Genomic DNA, 1,525 nt, shown 5'->3' with positions numbered 1-1,525 from the left:
GCGACATCGTCTGGTCGGCCCGCTACACCGCCTACGGCAAACTCAGCCAACTGAGCCACGGCGGCGGCGAACAGCTGGAACAACCGCTGCGTTTCCAGGGCCAGTACTTCGATGCCGAAAGCGGTTTGCACTACAACCGCCATCGCTACTACCAGCCGGACAGTGGGCGGTATCTGACGCCCGACCCGTTGAAGCTGGCGGGTGGGTTGAACGCCTACCGCTACGTGCCGAATCCGACGGGGTGGGTGGATCCGTTGGGGTTGAGTGGGAATTGTCCGGGGGGGAATAGGCCGGGTTGCAGGGCGCCGGATGGTGTTGTTGGCGCTAGAGTTGATGACGGTGAGCCGTCGCTGCCGAAAATGACGGCGACGCAGCGGCGTGCAAGGATTGATGAGCTAGCGGAGGAGAATGCCTACAGGCGTTTGGACGAACTTGAGCGCGCTACCCCAGGCGGGCATTTTTTAGAAAAACATGGAGCGCAGACTACTTTGCAATCCCAGCTTGAGCGGGTGACATCAGCAAAAAATCCAACAACCGGAATAGTTGAGACATATGGAAATGGAAGGAGACAGGGTCAACCTAAGATACCCACAGCGGCGACTCACTTTCTTAGTCATAGGGATCAACTTAACGCAATATATAGAGCGCAATTGATCTTGCGGTATACCAATTTGGAGACTTCTCGCCTAGCTTTCGATATGGGGAAGAAAATTGGTGAAGGGTACAAGCGGGGAAGCTTGGAATATGGTCAGCAAACAAAGGCTATAGTTATATTGGACAATTCTGGTCGACCTAAAACTGCATATGCGGAGTTTGATTGGTGAAAGATTTATACAATATTGCAAGTATACGCGGTCTACTGTTTGTGTTTGATATCGAAAACGCAGATGATGAAGAGAGGGAAGCGCTCATTGCTTCCAAGAATGTAAATGATGAGAAAGAACTTACTGATTTGTTCGATTTGGTGCTGAGGTCAGAGTTTTTTGCTTATGAGCAGACTGGTAGGGAAACTTTAATTAATACGATTGCCTATTTTTTGAATCAAGATGACGATTTCAATCGGGTGTTTGAGCGCATGACTACCTACTTTGATGACGATGTTGTGGATCAAAGAAAATTTATGATGGTACTTGTTAGCTGCTTGCGGCGATATCAGCTTGAAGGTTATGCATAAGTAATACTCGAAAGATTATCGAGATTTTCTCATAGAATATTAGTGCTTTTCAGAGCTGAAAGTGATGATTTTATTTTGAAAGGGTGGTGAATGGACGCAAATGGGCATCAAGTTTCGTTGAAGGTCGTTGAAAAAGAAAAAACCAAATTGCTGCTCGATCGCATGGAGGATGCTGGCTGTGTTTTCAACTTTATAGTGCTCTCTCCAAGTGTGGATGAATTGATTGGTGAGAAGGTTCATCGTCGTGCCTTGATGAAGCTTCATGAGAAGTTGATGAAGGAAGCATGGGATTGGTATAACGATCTTATTAAGAATCCAGATTATAAGGGTGGTGGGGGTGGTGGTGGTGGT

Annotated in this window: 2 protein-coding genes and 1 pseudogene; all 3 read left to right on the top strand. The window is 47.5% G+C overall.

Going from position 1 to position 1,525, the window contains the following annotated elements; all coding sequences use genetic code 11:
* A partial coding sequence (locus HNQ83_RS30955; RefSeq protein WP_175392632.1) for an RHS repeat-associated core domain-containing protein occupies nucleotides 1-824 on the top strand: 824 nt, incomplete at its 5' end.
* Nucleotides 821-1,174 (top strand): hypothetical protein, encoded by a 354-nt coding sequence (locus tag HNQ83_RS30950; RefSeq protein WP_175392631.1) that lies wholly within the window; start codon nucleotides 821-823, stop codon nucleotides 1,172-1,174. The genes HNQ83_RS30955 and HNQ83_RS30950, both read left to right, overlap by 4 nt.
* Before the next feature lie 90 nt (nucleotides 1,175-1,264).
* Nucleotides 1,265-1,525 (top strand): annotated as a pseudogene (locus HNQ83_RS30945) (hypothetical protein); the annotation flags it as partial.

It is taken from the genome of Pseudomonas sp. C2B4, assembly GCF_013359695.1.
GTDB lineage: Bacteria > Pseudomonadota > Gammaproteobacteria > Pseudomonadales > Pseudomonadaceae > Aquipseudomonas.
Note: the sequence above shows the minus strand (reverse complement) of the source record. Positions and strands in the feature narration are given on the sequence as shown.